The sequence below is a fragment of the Curtobacterium phyllosphaerae genome, from assembly GCF_049341865.1.
Taxonomy (GTDB): domain Bacteria; phylum Actinomycetota; class Actinomycetes; order Actinomycetales; family Microbacteriaceae; genus Curtobacterium; species Curtobacterium phyllosphaerae.
On sequence record NZ_JBMPIU010000006.1, the window covers coordinates 89,504 to 103,166 of the forward strand.

The 13,663-nt window shown below is 71.3% G+C and carries 11 protein-coding genes; 4 read left to right on the forward strand and 7 right to left on the reverse strand.

Features of this window, described 5'->3' with window-relative positions; all coding sequences use genetic code 11:
• Positions 1 to 50 precede the first annotated feature (50 nt).
• Positions 51 to 1,076, reverse strand: coding sequence for an aldo/keto reductase (locus ACO0E0_RS12265; protein ID WP_422871712.1), 1,026 nt, complete (start codon positions 1,074 to 1,076; stop codon positions 51 to 53).
• A gap of 157 nt (positions 1,077 to 1,233) precedes the next feature.
• Between ACO0E0_RS12265 and ACO0E0_RS12270 the strand changes: the two genes are divergently transcribed.
• Entirely contained in the window at positions 1,234 to 1,851 is a 618-nt protein-coding gene (locus ACO0E0_RS12270; protein WP_422871713.1) for a TetR/AcrR family transcriptional regulator, read from the forward strand.
• Between the two features lie 41 nt (positions 1,852 to 1,892).
• On the opposite strand, the gene ACO0E0_RS12275 is transcribed toward ACO0E0_RS12270, so the two are convergent.
• On the reverse strand, positions 1,893 to 2,897 hold the full coding sequence (locus tag ACO0E0_RS12275) for a LacI family DNA-binding transcriptional regulator (protein ID WP_422871714.1): 1,005 nt from the start codon (positions 2,895 to 2,897) through the stop codon (positions 1,893 to 1,895).
• Positions 2,898 to 2,956: 59 nt separating this feature from the next.
• Here ACO0E0_RS12275 and ACO0E0_RS12280 point away from each other — a divergent pair, with 59 nt between their 5' ends.
• The gene (locus ACO0E0_RS12280; protein ID WP_422871715.1) at positions 2,957 to 4,825 is read left to right on the forward strand and encodes a glycoside hydrolase family 2 protein; all 1,869 of its coding nucleotides are present in this window, start codon (positions 2,957 to 2,959) and stop codon (positions 4,823 to 4,825) included.
• Between the two features lie 40 nt (positions 4,826 to 4,865).
• Here ACO0E0_RS12280 and ACO0E0_RS12285 read toward each other — a convergent pair whose 3' ends face one another.
• Positions 4,866 to 5,063 (reverse strand): hypothetical protein, encoded by a 198-nt coding sequence (locus ACO0E0_RS12285; protein WP_422871716.1) that lies wholly within the window; start codon positions 5,061 to 5,063, stop codon positions 4,866 to 4,868.
• A gap of 80 nt (positions 5,064 to 5,143) precedes the next feature.
• Between ACO0E0_RS12285 and ACO0E0_RS12290 the strand changes: the two genes are divergently transcribed.
• The gene (locus tag ACO0E0_RS12290; RefSeq protein WP_422871717.1) at positions 5,144 to 6,811 is read left to right on the forward strand and encodes an ABC-F family ATP-binding cassette domain-containing protein; all 1,668 of its coding nucleotides are present in this window, start codon (positions 5,144 to 5,146) and stop codon (positions 6,809 to 6,811) included.
• A 112-nt stretch (positions 6,812 to 6,923) separates the two neighbouring features.
• Entirely contained in the window at positions 6,924 to 7,097 is a 174-nt protein-coding gene (locus ACO0E0_RS12295; protein WP_422871718.1) for a CsbD family protein, read from the forward strand.
• Between the two features lie 51 nt (positions 7,098 to 7,148).
• Here ACO0E0_RS12295 and ACO0E0_RS12300 read toward each other — a convergent pair whose 3' ends face one another.
• The 4 genes from ACO0E0_RS12300 to ACO0E0_RS12315 form a co-directional block, all read right to left on the reverse strand.
• Complete coding sequence (locus ACO0E0_RS12300; protein ID WP_422871719.1) at positions 7,149 to 10,370, reverse strand: glycoside hydrolase family 38 N-terminal domain-containing protein; 3,222 nt, start codon at positions 10,368 to 10,370, stop codon at positions 7,149 to 7,151.
• Between the two features lie 84 nt (positions 10,371 to 10,454).
• Positions 10,455 to 11,273: a carbohydrate ABC transporter permease gene (locus ACO0E0_RS12305; RefSeq protein WP_422871720.1), complete on the reverse strand. Its 819-nt coding sequence runs from the start codon at positions 11,271 to 11,273 to the stop codon at positions 10,455 to 10,457.
• Positions 11,274 to 11,282: 9 nt separating this feature from the next.
• On the reverse strand, positions 11,283 to 12,227 hold the full coding sequence (locus tag ACO0E0_RS12310) for a carbohydrate ABC transporter permease (protein ID WP_422871721.1): 945 nt from the start codon (positions 12,225 to 12,227) through the stop codon (positions 11,283 to 11,285).
• Positions 12,224 to 13,591, reverse strand: a complete 1,368-nt coding sequence (locus ACO0E0_RS12315; protein ID WP_422871722.1) for an ABC transporter substrate-binding protein — start codon at positions 13,589 to 13,591, stop codon at positions 12,224 to 12,226. Before ACO0E0_RS12315 ends, ACO0E0_RS12310 begins: the two co-directional genes overlap by 4 nt.
• Between the last annotated feature and the right edge of the window lie 72 nt (positions 13,592 to 13,663).

Below are 13,663 nucleotides of genomic sequence, written 5' to 3' on the forward strand. Positions count from 1 at the left end.
GACGGACGGGAGGGGCGGTGCGGCCCGGCACCGTCCCTCCAGTCCGGCCCTCAGCCGGCGGCGCGCTCCCCGATCGGGCGTCGACGCATGCTCGCGTCCTCGACCTCCGGCCCCCGGTAGACCATGTCCATCGCCCCGATGCTCTCGCCGGGGCGGACGATCTGGTCGATGCGGTCGAGCACCTCGTCGGTGAGCACGACGTCGACGCCCGCGAGCGTGTCCTCGAGCTGCTCCATCGTGCGGGGTCCGGCGATCGCGGAGGTGACGCCCGGATGCGCGACGACGAACGCCATCGCGAGGTGCGTGAGCGGCACGCCGACCTCGTCGGACAGGGCGACGAGCTCCTCGACGGCGGCGAGGCGGCGCTCGTCGCGGAAGTGCCGCATCCCCGTCTTCGTGGACCGGAAGTTGGCGTTCTCCTGCCCGGCCCGGTACTTGCCGGTCAGCGTCCCGCCGGCGAGCGGACTGTAGACGAGGGTGCCCATGCCGTACCGCTCGGCGACCGGGAGGATCTCGCGCTCGATCTCCCGGTCGAGGATCGAGTAGTTCGGCTGCTCGGTGCGGAAACGCTCGTACCCGCGACGCTCGGAGGTCCACTGGGCTTCGACGATCTCGGAGCCGCGCATCGACGACGTGCCGATGGTGCGGACCTTGCCCTGCCGGACGAGGTCCGTGAGTGCGGAGAGGGTCTCGTCGATGTCCGTCTCGGGATCCGGGCGGTGCAGCTGGTACAGGTCGATGTGGTCGGTCTGCAGGCGCGTGAGCGAACGCTCGACGGCCTGCATGATCCAGCGGCGGGAGGCCCCGCGGTGGTTGACGTCGTCGTCGACCGGGCCCCAGAACTTCGTCGCGAGGACGACGTCGTCGCGGCGGCCCTTGATCGCCTCGCCGACGACCTCCTCGGAGTCGCCGTACCGGTCCGCGGTGTCGACGAGGTTGATCCCAGCATCGAGGGCGCGGTGGATGATCGCGATGCCGTCCTTCCGCTCCGGGTTGCCCATCGAGCCGAGCATCATCGCCCCGAGGGCGTACGGAGTGACCTTGATGCCGGTGCGGCCGAGGGTGCGGTACTGCATGATGCGTCTCCTGGTTCGTCGTGGCCGCACCGGGATGCGTGCCGGTAGTGTGGTCAAGCGGAACATGATTCCGTCTCGCCGCTGCACAAACGGAACAAGGTTCCACTTGTTGTCGCGACGTTACACGGAACATTGTTCCGATTGCAAGAGGAGTTCGATGACGCCCGCAGATCCCCGAACCGTCGAGACGGCGGCCACCGGCGACCGACGGCGGCTGCGGTCGGATGCCCAGCAGAACCTCGACGCGCTCATCGGGGCGGCGAAGGCGGTGTTCGCGGAATCCGGTGTGGACGCGCCCGTGCGGGCCATCGCCGAGCGGGCCGGGGTCGGGGTCGGCACCCTGTACCGGCACTTCCCGCTGCGGTCCGACCTCATCTCGGCGGTGTTCCGGCGCGAGATGGACGCCTGTGTGGACGCGGCTCCCGCGCTCGAGGCCGAGTTCCCCCCGGGGCAGGCGCTCGACCGCTGGATCATGCGGTACACCGACTTCGTCGCCGCGAAGCAGGGGCTGGCGGCAGCGCTGCACTCGGGGGACACCGCCTACGAGCCGCTCGCCGAGTACTTCTCCACCCGGCTCGCGCCGACGCTCGAGCGGCTGCTCGCGTCGGCGGCCGCGACCGGCGAGATCGCCGCGGACGTGGATGCGAGCGAGTTCCTCGGTGCGGTCGCGAACCTGTGTCACGGGGGAGGCCCGGGTGCGGCCGCGTCAGGTGGTCGCGCCGAGCGCATGGTGCGGCTGCTCCTCGCTGGGCTGCGGGCCCGAGACACGGCCTGAGCGGTCGCCACATCACTGCGGCGACCGCGTCACGGACCGGGTCAGGGCGCGCTCTCGCGGAGCACCAGGCTGTGCCCCACGACGACGTGCCGACCGGGCTCGGTGCTGCCTCCGATCCGGAGCAGCAGCAGGTCCAGGGCCTGTTCCGCGAGCGCCCGGGTGTCGGGCGCCACGGTGGTGAGGCTCGGGTCGGTGCTCGCCCCGAGCCGGATCGCGTCCCATCCGATCACGGCGACGTCGTCCGGGACGGAGACGCCGTGTCGCCGGAGCGAGCGGAGCGCGCCGATGGCGGCCAGGTCCTCGCGGCACAGCAACCCGTCGACGTCGAGTCCGTCGGCCAGGGCGGCGTCGAGCGCGACCTCCGCACCGTGCGCGTCCTCGTCCCCGCGAGCGATGAGCAGGTCGGGGTCGAACGGCAGCCCGGCGTCCTCGAGGGCCTGTCGGTAGCCGCGGAGCCGCAGCGCCGAGGTCCGCCCCGGGTGGTCCGGTTCGTGCCCGAGGAACCCGATCCGTCGACGGCCGCTCCGGACGAGGTGCGCGACGGCCTCGGCGGCGGCGGCGACGTTGTCGATCGCGACGTGGTCGGCGTCGGCCGGCTCCGGGTCCTCGCCGAGCACGACGATCGGCGTGCCGTTCAGCACCCGTTCGAGCTCGGCGCCGCGGAGCGACTGGGGCTGCATGAGCACGCCGTCGACCATGCCGGACTCGCGGTCGTGGAGTGCCGCCCGCTCGCCGTCCTCGGTGCCGCCGGTCTCGGTGAGCAGGATCCGGTAGCCGCGCTCGTCGGCGACGCGCGCGATGACGTGGGCGAGTTCGGCGAAGTAGGGGTTCCGCAGGTCCGGGAACGCGAGGCCGAGGACGTTCGAGCGGCCGGTGGCGAGACTCCGACCGGTGCGGTTCGGCCGGTAGCCGAGCTCGTCGATCACGGCCTGCACGCGGTCGCGCATCCGAGGGCTGACGTGCTCGTAGTCGCGGACCACGTTGGACACGGTCTTCATCGACACGCCCGCACGCGCAGCCACGTCCTGGAGAGTCACCTGGCCCATGACCGAAGGGTACCGGTGGGTACCGGCGGTCTGGCGTTACAGCGCTGTAAACTCGGCGCATGACGACGCATCCCGAACGCCTGCCGCTCGCCAGCCAGCAGGACGGCACGTACCCGCGTCCCCAGCTCGTGCGCGCCGCATGGACGAACCTCGACGGCACCTGGTCGTTCCGCCACGACGACGCCGACGTCGGGGTCGAGCAGGGCTGGTCGGGCGGGTTCGACGAACCCCGGGACATCGTCGTGCCGTTCCCGCCGGAGTCACGGGCGTCGGGTGTCGAGGAGCCGGGCTTCCACCCGGTCGTCTGGTACGCCCGGACCATCACGGCGGAGCACCTCGACCAGGCCGGGCGTTCCGACTCGGCACCGCGTGTGCTGCTGCACTTCGGTGCGGTCGACTACCGCGCCACGGTGTGGATCGACGGGGTGTACGTCGGCGAGCACGAGGGCGGTCACACCCCGTTCTCGTTCGACGTCACGCGGCTCGTCACGACCGCGGACGGGGGAGCGACACCCGACGGAGTCGCCGCGGGTGGCCACGTCCTCGTCGTCCGTGCCGAGGACGACCCCCACGACGTCACCCAGCCGCGTGGCAAGCAGGACTGGCACGAGCACCCGCACGCCATCTGGTACCACCGGACCACGGGCATCTGGCAGACCGTCTGGCTCGAGGCGGTCCCGACCGTGTCCATCCAGCGACTCCGGTGGACGCCGGTCGACCACCGCAGCATGGCACTCGGGGTCGTCCTGCAGGGCGGCAAGGCCCCGGCCGGGTCCCGTGTCCGCGTCGAGCTGCGATGGGAGGAGCGCGGCGAGCACCTCGGCACCGTCGAGGTCGCCCTCGGGGCCGCGTCGGACGTCGTCGACCTCGTCGTCCCCGTCGCGCGCCAGGCGAACGGCCAGGCCGAGGACGAGCTGCACTGGACGCCGGAGCGCCCCCGTCTCGTCGACGCGACGGTGTCCCTGATCGGTGCCCAGGACCTCCCGATCGATGCGGTGGCCTCCTACTTCGGCCTCCGGAGCGTCGCGGTCGACCGCGGCGCGTTCCTGCTCAACGACCGTCCCTACGACGTCCGCTCCGTGCTGAACCAGGGGTACTGGCCCGAGTCGCACCTGGCCGCGCCGAGCTACGCGGCCCACCGGCGCGAGGTCGAGCTCATCAAGGAACTCGGCTTCACCGCTGCACGCCTGCACCAGAAGATCGAGGACCCCCGGTTCCTGTACTGGGCGGACCGACTCGGACTGCTCGTCTGGGGCGAGGCCCCGAACGCGTACGAGTTCTCCCCGCGCGCCGTGCAGCGCCTCGTGCGGGAGTGGATGGACGCCGTCGAACGGGACGTCTCGCACCCGTCGATCGTCACGTGGGTGCCCGTCAACGAGAGCTGGGGCGTGCAGCACGTGCCGCAGGACCGTGCGCAGCAGGCCTACACGCGCGCACTCGCGGACGTCACGCGGGCACTCGACGAGACCCGCCCGGTCATCTCGAACGACGGGTGGGAGCACACGGCGTCCGACATCGTCACGGTGCACGACTACGAGGGCGACGGCCGGGCACTCGCCGGGAACTACGCCGACGACGCCGCGAGGACGAGGCTCATGACCGGCGCCGGACCCGCCGATCGACGCATCATGGTGGACGGCGCGGTCGACACCGGGCAACCGGTCATGCTCACCGAGTTCGGCGGGGTGGACTACCAGCCCGGCACCACGCGGGCCGACGGCTGGGGCTACACGGTCGCCGCGGACGGGGCGGACTGGATCACGCGGATCTCGGCGCTGTACGACGCCGTCCGGGCGAGCTCGTTCCTCGCCGGGTCGTGCTACACGCAGTTCACCGACACGCTCCAGGAGACGAACGGACTGCTGACGGCGGACCGCGAGCCGAAGGTGCCCATCGAGCAGATCCGGCGGGCGGTCACCGGGCGGTGACGGCGGGGCGCGCCCCGCCGTCAGCCCAGGTCGTCCGTCGTCAGTCCTTGGTCTCGGCAGGGTCCTCGGACACGACGCCGGTCTCGTCCATCCGGTCGCGGAGGTGGTCAGCCATCGCGCCGGCACCCTCCGCGCCGTGGTCCTGCTCGACCTGCTCGATCAGCCCGGCGAGCTTCTCGTGGTTCGTGGCTTCGGTGGCGCCGTCCATGACGGGCTCGGTCTGATCGGGTTTGTCCATGGACCGGACGCTACGCGGCGACGGGTCCCGTGCTCACATCCTCGCCCGACCATCAGACGCGGCCGTGGGACGATTGCCCCATGACCGCCACGCTCGTCGCCAAGGGCCTCGCCGGCGGGTACGCCGCACGCACGCTGTTCGAGGACGTCGACCTCACCGTCGCCCCGGGCGACGTCATCGGAGTGGTCGGTGTCAACGGCGCCGGCAAGTCCACGCTGCTGCGCCTCCTCGCCGGTGTCGACGACCCGCTCGCCGGCACGGTGTCCACGTCCCCGCGCGACGCGTTCGTCGGGTGGCTGCCGCAGGAGCACGAGCGGATCGCGGGCGAGACCGTCGCGCAGTACGTCGGCCGCCGGACCGGGTGCACCGCGGCGACGGCCGACATGGACGCGGCGGCGGCGGCCCTCGGCGACCCGACCGCCGATGCAGGTGCGGGCGACCGGTACTCCGTCGCGCTCGAACGCTGGCTCGCCTCCGGGGCGGCGGACCTCGACGAACGCCTGCCGGTGGTGCTCGCGGACCTCGGCCTGACACTGGCCGAGGACGGCGACGGCACCGTCTCCGGCGCGTCGCCGATGACGTCGCTCTCGGGCGGACAGGCCGCGCGGGTCGGACTCGCCGCGCTCCTGCTCTCCCGGTTCGACGTCGTCCTGCTCGACGAGCCGACGAACGACCTCGACCTCGACGGCCTCGCCCGGCTCGAGGAGTTCGTGCACGGACTCCGCGGCGGCGTCGTGCTCGTCAGCCACGACCGCGAGTTCCTCGCCCGGTCCGTGACGAGCGTCCTCGAGCTCGACCTCGCGCAGTCCTCGCACCGGCTGTTCGGCGGCGGGTACGACTCCTACCTCGAGGAGCGTGCGATCGCCCGGCAGCACAAGCGCGACGCGTACGAGGAGTTCGCGAGCACGAAGGCCGACCTCGTCTCCCGGGCGCGGACGCAGCGCGAGTGGTCGAGCCAGGGCGTCCGGAACGCGATGCGGAAGAGCCCGGACAACGACAAGATCCGACGCAGGGCCGCGGCCGAGTCGAGTGAGAAGCAGGCGCAGAAGGTCCGGCAGATGGAGTCCCGCATCGCGCGGCTCGACGAGGTCGAAGAGCCCCGCAAGGAGTGGCAGCTCGAGTTCACGATCGGGCAGGCGCCTCGCTCGTCGGCCGTGGTGTCGACGTTGGCCGACGCGACGTTCACGCAGGGTCAGTTCACGCTCGGGCCGGTCTCACTCCAGGTGAACGGTGGAGAGCGGATCGGCATCACCGGTCCGAACGGCGCGGGCAAGTCGACGCTGCTCCGCGCACTGCTCGGGCAGCAGGCGCCGACGTCCGGGACGGCGTCGCTCGGGTCGAGCGTCGCGGTCGGCGAGGTCGACCAGGCCCGCAGCGTGTTCACCGGGACGGCGTCGCTGGCCATCGTCTTCGAGGGGCTCGTCCCGGACATGTCGACGGCCGACGTCCGGACGCTCCTCGCGAAGTTCGGGCTCCGCGCGGACCACGTCGCGCGTCCCGCGGGGGAGCTGTCACCGGGCGAACGGACCCGGGCGGGGCTCGCGCTGCTCCAGGCGCGGGGCGTCAACGTCCTGGTGCTCGACGAGCCCACGAACCACCTCGACCTCGTCGCGATCGAGCAGCTCGAGCAGGCGCTGGAGTCGTACGAGGGGACGCTGCTGCTCGTCACCCACGACCGCCGCATGCTCGAGACCGTGCGCCTGGACCGGCAGTGGCAGGTCGCGGCGGGGCGGGTCACCGAGCGCTGACGGCGCATCGGGGGACGTCCGCCTCATCGTCCGCTGTGGGTCGCAGCGGATCGACGTCTACGGTCGGCAGTACGCCGGGGCATCCCGGAGATCGTCTCGAGGAAGGAACATCATGTCGCTTGGAGACAAGGCGAAGGACGTCACCCAGAAGATCGCCGGTCACGCCGAGGAGTTCGTCGGCAAGAAGACCGACGACGACGAGCTGACCGCGCAGGGCCAGAAGGACCAGCACATGGGCGAAGCCCGCAAGAACGTCGAGGACGTCAAGGACTCGACGCACGAGTAGGACCCCGAACGACGAACGGCCCGGCATCGGATGATGCCGGGCCGTTGTCCGTCATCCGGCCGCGCTCGGGACCGCCGTCCTCGTCGACCAGGCGAGGCGGACGCCGACCGCCTCGTACGGGGCGAGACCGAGTGTCACCCGGTCGCCGTCGACGCCGACCGGACCGAGCGTGTCACCGAGGTAGGTGCACCGCTCCGCCCCGCCGACGCCGATGCCGAGACGCATCGTCAGCGTCACCGGACCGTCCGTGACGGACTGCAGCCGAACGATCGACGTCCCGTCGCCGTCCCCGACCACGGACACGAGCTGCACGCGGTCGTCGTCGAGCGTCAGGAGGTCCGCCGTCGCGCGGTCGCTCCCACCACCGCGGACCGCGGGGACGGCCGCGAAGGGACGCACCACGTCGGCCGACGTCCGGAGCGCCACCGCCTCGATGTGCTCACCGGCGCGCTCCCGCACGCCGACGGCGTACTCGAACGTCGCGGTGAAGCCCTGCTCGATCGGGAAGTTCGTGTCCCACACGTTGTTGTGGAGCCACGAGTAGATCGTCGCGGGCTGCATCGGACTCGTGCTCGGCGGGAACGGCGCGTACGGCAGGCTGATCGCGCCGGGCTGCACGAGGGGTGCGTCCTTCGTGACCCACACCGCACCGCTACCGTCGGCGGTGTCCTCGACCGTGACCCAGTTGCGGATCGCCCGCATGTGCTGCGGCGCCCCCGGGACGTGGGCCAGGCCGTCACCGGTCACCCCGCCGGAGACCTCGTACCGGACGACCGGCTCGGCGGCGGCGAACGGGAACGCGAAGTACCCGCTCTCCTTCGTCCGGGTCACCGGCTTCGCGAGGCGGTTCGCGATCCGGAGCACCGGTTCGCCGCGACGGAGCCGGAGGGTCACACGGACCTCGTCGACGCCGGCCGCGGCGAACGCGTAGACGAGCCGCTCCTCGATCGCGTCGGACACCCGCTCGACGAGCACCGCCGGCCCGCCCGTCGTCCGTGCCGCCAGGAGCTCGAGCCGCTCCGTGCTCCAGAGCTTGTTCGCGAGGTGGTTGACCCCGGCACCGGACGACCCGTACTCGTCATACACGTAGGCGTTGAACCCGGTGGGGGCGTGCGTCTCGACGAGTTCCCGGCCCGTCGCGAGTTCCGTGATCGAGCGGATGGTCGACGTACGCGGGTCGACCTCGACACGGAGGTGCTCGTTCTCGAGGGCGAACAGGTCGGCCATCGGGCGTGTCGTGCCGTCGTGCACGGTGACCGGCTCCGGCTCGGCGTCGGACGGGAACACGTCGAGCCGGACGAACCCGAGACCGGGCACGTCCTGGACCTCGGCGCTCACCCACCGCCCGGACTCGCGGTGCAACGCGTTCGACTGCGACTCGACGACGTGCGGGAGGACGGTGCCGGTCCGACCGTCGCGGAGTTCGACGTGCTGGTCGAACGGCACCGTCGACTCCTTGAGCAGGAACCGTGCCACACCGGTCCGCGCCGCACCGGAGGCGTTCGCGACGACGACCCCGCCGAGCGACCCGTCGGCGCAGGCGACCGTCTCGGCGAGCACGACGAGCGCGTGCTCCTCGAGGTCGGTGGCACGCTGGTGGGCCGCGATCGCGTGCCCCACCTTCCACTGCCACTGGCGCTCGCCGGAGTCGTAGCCCTCGTCGCCGTGGGTCCAGGAGTTGCTCGCGCCCCAGGTGTGCTCGTCGAACATGGTGATCGCGTCGTACGCACTGTCGGCGTCCGCCCGTTCGGTCGGGACCGGCTCGCCCCCGAGCCATGCGGCTGCCTGCGAGAACGACCGGGCATCGCGGACCGACGCCTGCGCGGTGCGGTTCAACGCCATCGGCACCGCCGCTGACCCGACGCCCTCGACCCACCAGTCACCCCAGTCGCCCTGCATCGTCTCGACGTCCGCGCCGTGGCGTTCCTCGATCTCGGCGAAGAAGTCCTCGTTCCGGGACACCCGGAGCGTCGGCGACGTCCACGTGTCGTTCCACCGACGGACGATCTCGGCGAGGTGCCGACGGGCCGGCCCGTTGTCGCCCATGAACCCCTGGGTGCGGAGGTGCAGGACCTCCCACGGGTAACCGGGGCGGCCCTCGGCGTCCTCGCCGTGCGCGCCGAAGACACCGGGCGGGAACGGGTACCCGCGGGTCGCGAGCGCCGTCAGGTACGCCGGCAGGTAGGTCTCCGCGACCTCGTACGACTCGGTGAGGCCGACCATCGGGCCCTCCATGTACGCGAGGCCGTGCGGGCTGTCGGTCATCCAGACGAGGACCGAGTTCCCCGCGGGTGTCGTCCAGCGGAACAGCCGCGGCAGGTCGAGCGCCCCGTTCTGGTGCGGCATGGACCGGCCGGCCCAGTTGTGCGCGACGGCGAGGTACCGGACCCCGACCTCCTGCAGCGCGTCGGGGAGGCCGGCGACCTGGCCCGGGACGTCCGTCTGCATCGCGGTCGTGAAGTCGATGCCGTACTGCTCGCGGATCCGTCGTGCCTCGCGGAGCAGCTCGTGCAGTTCGTCGGTCGAACAGGTGTCGGTGTGCAGGTTGAACGGCATCGCACTCAGCCCGATCGAGCCGTCCTTGACGAGCTGCACGAACTCGGCGACCCGGGCTGCGGGGCGGTGGCGTTCCCAGTCCGTGAACGCCCAGAGCGCCTCGACGTTCCAGCGGAAGCGGGCCGCCTCCGGCCACTCCGCGGTGGCGTTCGCGAGCTCCACGGCGGAGTCGAGGTACGACCGCTGGGCGGCGATGACCGAGGCCTGCGGGTCGGTGTAGCCGAAGTCGAAGTGCGAGTGGTGCACGACGTGCACGGACCAGTCGCGCTGCGGCTCGAGGACGAACGTCGCGGTCTCCGGGCCGACGGACGGGAGGCGCAGGGTCACCTCCGCGGGTTCGCGCACCTCGTGCACGAGGAGACGGACCGAGATGCCAGCGGGTCCGGGTGCGCTGTCAGGGCCGGGTGTGCCGTCGGGTCCGGGTGCGCCCTCGGGTCCGGGGGTGCCCTCGGGTCCGGGGGCGACGGCGGCGACGAGTTCGCCGTCCGGGCCCGTGAGGGAGGCGTCGGCCGCGCCGGTCGCGTCGTCGAGGACGAGTCGGACGCTCTGGACGGGCGCACCGTCGACCGTCGTCCGGAGCGGTTCCGGGAGGACGCCGACGGTCCGGCCGCCGATCACGGCGGTGGTCAGGGTGGCACGGTCGAGGAGGCCCGCCCGGGCCTCGAGGTGCGACCAGGGCTGGGCAGAGACGAGGGCGGGTTCGACGGGGTGGGTCATCGAGGATCGGTGTTCCGTTCGGTGTTCTGGCGGTGGGGTCGGCGTCGCGGCGACGGTCAGGCGGCCGGGTTCAGGCGGTCGGGTTCAGGCGGTCGGGTTCAGGCCGCGGGCGAAGAAGCGCTGGAACGAGAAGAACACCGCGATCGTCGGCAACGACGCGACCAGCGCGCCCGCGAGGGCGACGGGCGGACCGTAGGTCGAGTAGTTCCCGGTGAGGTCGGCGAGGGTCGCCATCACGGGACGGATGTTCGCGCTCGACGACAGCGTCAGGCCGAAGAGCAGGTCGTTCCAGATCCAGGTGAACTGGAACACGAAGGCGGCGAGCAGCGCACTCGTCGACAGCGGCAGGTGGATCCGGAAGAACATCCGCACCCAGCCCGCACCGTCGAGCGATGCGGCCTCACGGATCTCCGCCGGCAGCCCGGTCATGTGCCCGCGGACGACGAAGAACGCGAACGGGATCGTCAGTGCGACATAGACGAGGAGCATGCCGTACTGCGTGTCGAACAGTGACGCGGCGGCGTACCCGGTGAACAGCGGGGACAGGAACGCCTGGAGCGGCAGGATCGTGCCGATGTAGATCACCCAGAACCACAGGGTCGGGCGCTTGACCGGCATGATCGTCACCGCGAACGACGCGAGGGCGGCGATGAGCACCGCCGCACCGGCCCCGACCACCGAGTACAGCAGGCTGTTGAGCATGCCCTGCCCGACGTTCGCGTTCCGGAAGGCGATGCCGATGTTGTCGAACAGCGACCACGAGGTCGGCCACCACGACGGCGAACCCGAGTAGTCGGCGCCCTTCGTGAACGCGTTCACGACGAGCAGGTACGACGGCACGAGCCAGATCAGCGACACGATGGTCAGGACGGCCGCCAGGATCCGGCGGGAGGTCTTCGTCACGGGGCGTTCCTAGTTCTCGTTCGGGCGGAGCTGACGGCGGAGGTACGCGTACGACGCCACGATGACGACGACGGTGAGGAACACGGCGACCGCGGCACCCGCTCCGTACCGGGACAGCGTGAACGTCTCGCGGTACATCGTCAGCGCGAGGGTCTCCGACGCCGTCCCCGGTCCACCGTTGGTCAGCAGCAGCACCTGGTCGAACACCTTGAGGCTGCCGACGATCGAGATGCCGACCACGACGACGGTCATCGGGCGGAGCTGTGGGAAGGTGACGTTCCAGAACAGCCGCCACCCCGACGCGCCGTCGAGCGACGCGGCCTCGAGGGTGTTCGGCGGGATCGCCTGCAGCCCGACGAGGAACAGGATGACGCAGGCACCGGTCGCCTGCCAGGTCGTCGCGATGATCATCATGACGGTGTTGAGCGGCCACTGCAGGAGCCACTGCGACACGAGCGCGTCCAGCCCGAACAGCTTGAGGACCGAGTCGAGCCCGCCGTCGGTGCTGAGCATGAACGTCCACACCACGGCGGTCGCCGAGCCGGAGATCGCGTACGGCAGGATGATCCCGAACCGGGCGAGGCCGCCGAGCTTGAGTTTCCAGGTGCCGACGGCGATCGCGAGCCCGATGCCGACCGGGAGCAGCAGTGTGCCCACGACCCAGAGCAGGGTGTTGAACACGGACTGCCCGAAGGCCGGGTCGGCGAACATCGCCCGGTAGTTCTCGAGGCCGATCCACCGGCGGGTGAACCCGTTGTCGTCGAAGAAGCTGCGGAAGATGGTGAACAGGAACGGCACGACGAGGAGCGCGACGACGAGGACGACCGCGGGCGCGAGGAACGCGCCGCCGACGAGCCTCGCCCGCATCGGCGACCGGCGGACGGCCGTGCCGGGCTCCGGCGTGGGGGCGTCCGCGACGACGTCCTGCGGGACGGGCGGTTGTGTGAGCGTCATGCTGCGTCCCAGACCTTCCACTCGGTGTCCGCGCGGCTCTGCATCGACCGCAGGGTCGAGAGGCCGTTGGCGGGCGACGGGTTGACCATGAACGCGCCGAGGTCGGCGACGTTGCCCTCGATGAGCGGCGTCGGCGAGGCCTCCCAGTAGCGGGTGAGCTCCATCGGCTTCGTCGCGGCGATGTCCGCAGCGAGGACCTTGACCAGGTTCGACTTCGGGAGGGCGGCGGGGTTCGGGCTGGTGTCGCCGAGGAACCCCACCCAGGCGGTCTGCACGTCGGTCGCGAGCCAGTTGCGGGCGACGTCGACGGCGGCGACGTGGCGGTGGGCCTTGACGGGCACGGACAGCGAACCGCTCTCGACGACGATCGCCGGACGCACCGAGGCCGTCTGCGGCGGGACGTGGAAGAACCCGATGTCCTCGTCGGTGAGGCCGGCGGCCAGCAGCGTGTTCGCGAACCAGGTGCCGTAGAGCATCATGCCGAACCGGCCCTTGCCGACGAGCCCGGGGAGGTCGTTCGAGGTGACGTCGGGGGCGGAGAAGTACCCCTTGGCGTACATCGACGACCACAGGTCCATCGCCTGCTTCGCCGGGGCGTCGAGGTAGCTCGCGTGGTCGGTCGTCACCGCCGTGTAGTACTCCGGGTCGATCGAGGCGAGGAGCTGCATGAACCAGATCTCCGCCTCCCACGTCGTGGCGCCCGGGGAGAGGAACGGTGTGATGCCGGCGGTCTTCAGGGTGTCGGCGGCGGCCAACATCTCGTCGAAGGTGGTCGGCACCGCGATGCCGTGCTCGGCGAACGCCTTCTTGCTGTAGAACACCGCGTAGTAGCTCTTGTAGAGGGGGACGCCGTAGGGCTTGCCCTTGTACGAGAACGATGCCCGTTGCGCCGGGTCCACCCACTTCCGCTCGATCGCGTCGTCCCAGACGTCGCCGAGGTCGGTCAGGATGTCGGCGCGGGCGATGTCCTGCAGCCGGTACCCGTTCGTCCACTTGATGAGGTCGGTGGTGCTGTCCGTCTGCGCGGTCATCCGGATGATCTGCGTGTAGTTCGCGACACTCGCGATCGACCGCGACATGATCCGGTACCCCGTGCGTCGGACGAGCACGGCCGAGGCCGCCGCGTACCCGGGACCCCACGTCGGGTTGTCGCTGTTCAGCGTGACCGTGCCGGGTGCCGACGGACGGGTGTCGGTGCCGCGGGCGCACGCGGCGAGCGCCGCCGCGATCAGCCCGGAGCCGCCGAGCGCGAGCGCGGTCCTCCGCGTGACGGTCGCAGCGCTGCCGTGGCCGGGTCGTCCCTGCTCGGGCCGGCCGTGTCCGGGCCTGCCGCTGTCGGGCCTGCCGCTGTCGGGTCTGGGCATCACCGCTCCGATCGTCGTTGATAACGTTACCAAGCACTATACACACGCGACCCCGCCGCACAAGCGGCGGAC

Bases quoted from the DNA above. Each gene is read 5' to 3' on its own strand.
- ACO0E0_RS12265 (WP_422871712.1), bottom strand. From the start codon at position 1,076: ATGCAGTACCGCACCCTCGGCCGCACCGGCATCAAGGTCACTCCGTAC.
- ACO0E0_RS12270 (WP_422871713.1), top strand. From the start codon at position 1,234: ATGACGCCCGCAGATCCCCGAACCGTCGAGACGGCGGCCACCGGCGAC.
- ACO0E0_RS12275 (WP_422871714.1), bottom strand. From the start codon at position 2,897: ATGGGCCAGGTGACTCTCCAGGACGTGGCTGCGCGTGCGGGCGTGTCG.
- ACO0E0_RS12280 (WP_422871715.1), top strand. From the start codon at position 2,957: ATGACGACGCATCCCGAACGCCTGCCGCTCGCCAGCCAGCAGGACGGC.
- ACO0E0_RS12285 (WP_422871716.1), bottom strand. From the start codon at position 5,063: ATGGACAAACCCGATCAGACCGAGCCCGTCATGGACGGCGCCACCGAA.
- ACO0E0_RS12290 (WP_422871717.1), top strand. From the start codon at position 5,144: ATGACCGCCACGCTCGTCGCCAAGGGCCTCGCCGGCGGGTACGCCGCA.
- ACO0E0_RS12295 (WP_422871718.1), top strand. From the start codon at position 6,924: ATGTCGCTTGGAGACAAGGCGAAGGACGTCACCCAGAAGATCGCCGGT.
- ACO0E0_RS12300 (WP_422871719.1), bottom strand. From the start codon at position 10,370: ATGACCCACCCCGTCGAACCCGCCCTCGTCTCTGCCCAGCCCTGGTCG.
- ACO0E0_RS12310 (WP_422871721.1), bottom strand. From the start codon at position 12,227: ATGACGCTCACACAACCGCCCGTCCCGCAGGACGTCGTCGCGGACGCC.
- ACO0E0_RS12315 (WP_422871722.1), bottom strand. From the start codon at position 13,591: ATGCCCAGACCCGACAGCGGCAGGCCCGACAGCGGCAGGCCCGGACAC.